This window comes from Roseitalea sp. (genome assembly GCF_984466335.1).
The window spans coordinates 1-2,122 of record NZ_CFIFWG010000191.1 but is presented as its reverse complement, the minus strand read 5'-3'; the positions used below and the strand labels follow the sequence as shown (position 1 = coordinate 2,122).

The following is a 2,122-nucleotide window of genomic DNA, read 5'->3' as shown; positions in this document are numbered from 1 at the left end:
TCGTCGAACGGTTCGTCAAGGGCGGCGTGACCTTCCACCGGGCGCGCTTTGCCGGATTTGCGTCGAAGTCCCAGGCCTGGGGGGCCTGCTCGGCGCTGAAGAGATATGACTATACGTGCCTGGCCCATGCGAACTAGGGCCCGAAGTGTCCCGTTTCAGGTTTTTGCGTATCAGGACCGTTCGCCATGAAGCCTCAGCAGAAAATCCTTCGCCTCGTTAATCCGCTGCGCAAGAAAGGAACTGCCGCCGAGATCGGGGTGGACGCGCTGCATAAGGCTGCGATGGGCCTTGCGGATCTCGGCCAGGGTCGCGCCCGGCTCAAGCCCAAGGATCTGGTAGGCTTCCTGCTCTGTCATGGCGCCCGCCTGGGCCGTGCTGCGAGCCCGCGCACCATCGTCCGGCTCCGCGTCGTCGCGCCAGCCGGGCATGCGGCGGTCAAGATACGCCTCCAATAGCTGGGCGCTCTCGGCGTCCTCGCGCACCTGCCGCGCCAGCTCCATCAGTTCCTCATCGCCCATGCCGCCCAGTTGCCGGCCCTCGAACGTGCCGCCGAGGACGACGCCGTCCATGTCGCCGGTGTCGTGATCGAGCATCATCTCCAGCATGGCGCTGCGGACCGTCGAGCGCTGGCCCGGCGTCGAGCGCATCCTCGACACGCCGCGCGCGCGGGCAAAGAGCGCGTAAGCGAAGAAAAGAAGCGGCGCGCCAAGGCCGATGCGGCCCGAAAAGGTCAGCGCCGCACCGAGCAGCCCCAGCAGGCCCGGACCGACATGGCGAAGGGCGACCGCCACCCGCGCCGGCGGCGTGACGATGAAATACCACATGGCGAGCGCGGCAAATCCGATCGCTCCGATCAGGACAATAAGCGCGGTCATGGATGCTGCCCGCCTCCCTTGAGCTGCGCCAGCAGCCTGCGGTCGGCCCCGGTGCCCCGCGCTTCGAGCGCCTTGACCCCGCCGGTGGCATAGACCGCGATCGACTTCAGAAGGTCGGCCAGCACCCGCGGCGCGGACGGATCGAAGCGAAACCAGCCGCCGCGCGTCAGACGGGCGATCTCCCGGAAAACGACCTCGGCGCCCGGCTCATGGCCTTCCTGGAAGACGAAGGCGGGAACGCCGCGCACGCCGAGCTGGCCGGCCGCATGGCCTACCCTGTCGGGGTTTTCCTCCATCGCATCGCCGATATAGACGAGCGCCGAGATCGGGGAGCGGGCGTGCTCCCCGAGCGCATGCTTGAGCACCTTGCCGATCTGGGTCCGGCCGGCGCGGCAATCGATCCGGGTCATCATGCCGGCCAGCTCGGGCCCGCTGCGCGCCCAGCGCGAGGCCCGGCATTCGCCGAAGCCGCGGAAATAGACGAGCTGCATGCTCAGGGCGGTCGAGCGGGCGACGTTCTCGAACATCTCCGCCTGGATCTGGCAGGCCACGTCCCAGGTCGGCTGCCGGCTCATGGTCGCGTCGAGCGCCAGCACGATGCGGCCGGTGCCGCCCGCGCCCGGCTTGACGGATCTGGCCGCATCGAGGAACGCGGCGATGTCGCCGGAGGACGATGCGGGCCTTTCCGGGGTCCGGCCCGTCGTGTCGGTTCTGACCGGTGTCTTGCTCATGGTTGCAGAAATGGCGTTTCGGCACGCCATTGCAAGATGGCGCGCGCGCCGGATGTCTTGGAGCGGCTTATCTTCAGCTGGAATCGCGGCGGGCGCTACAAAAGTCCCAGATCGGCCAGTTCGGCGCGCATGGCGGGCGGCATGTCGGCAAGGCCCGCAGCGCCGGCATTCAGATCCGCCGGCGCATCCTCCGGCTTCAGATAGCGCCAGCCCTGGAAGGGGCGGCGCGGTTGCGGCACGGTCAGGACGGGCTCGGGAGCGAGCACCAGATCGCAACGCGAGACACCCTGCGCGTCGACGAAAGGCCTGATGTCGACGATGCGCTGGCGGCTTTGGACGCGCCCCTTGATGACCCAGTAGAGCGAGCCCTTGCCAACGATCTCGTCGGCCCGCCTGGGGATCATGCGGGTGGTGTGGATCGATTCCTCCGGCAGGCCCGATCGCCGCTTCTCGGCGAGCCGGGCCTCGATCCAGGCGCGGTGATCATCGACGCTCTCGGCCCCGACGCACAGTTTG

4 protein-coding genes are annotated in these 2,122 nt (G+C 68.3%); 1 reads left to right on the top strand and 3 read right to left on the bottom strand.

The window, feature by feature from the left end:
• The coding region (locus tag AC5E6L_RS13910) for an SPOR domain-containing protein (RefSeq protein ID WP_491774077.1) at nucleotides 1-137 on the top strand (137 nt) is incomplete at its 5' end.
• Nucleotides 138-170: 33 nt separating this feature from the next.
• Here the strand turns inward: AC5E6L_RS13910 and AC5E6L_RS13905 are convergent.
• The 3 genes from AC5E6L_RS13905 to AC5E6L_RS13895 all read right to left on the bottom strand — a co-directional run.
• Nucleotides 171-875: a DnaJ domain-containing protein gene (locus tag AC5E6L_RS13905; protein ID WP_491774072.1), complete on the bottom strand. Its 705-nt coding sequence runs from the start codon at nucleotides 873-875 to the stop codon at nucleotides 171-173.
• A complete protein-coding gene (locus tag AC5E6L_RS13900; protein ID WP_491774070.1) occupies nucleotides 872-1,606 on the bottom strand; it encodes a VWA domain-containing protein in 735 nt (244 codons plus the stop codon). The genes AC5E6L_RS13905 and AC5E6L_RS13900 overlap by 4 nt, the downstream gene beginning before the upstream one ends.
• A gap of 95 nt (nucleotides 1,607-1,701) precedes the next feature.
• On the bottom strand, nucleotides 1,702-2,122 hold a 421-nt coding region (locus AC5E6L_RS13895; RefSeq protein WP_491774068.1), incomplete at its 5' end, for a DUF1489 family protein.

Excerpts from the sequence above, each read along its gene's own strand:
- AC5E6L_RS13900 (WP_491774070.1), bottom strand. The coding sequence starts at position 1,606 with ATGAGCAAGACACCGGTCAGAACCGACACGACGGGCCGGACCCCGGAA.
- AC5E6L_RS13905 (WP_491774072.1), bottom strand. The coding sequence starts at position 875 with ATGACCGCGCTTATTGTCCTGATCGGAGCGATCGGATTTGCCGCGCTC.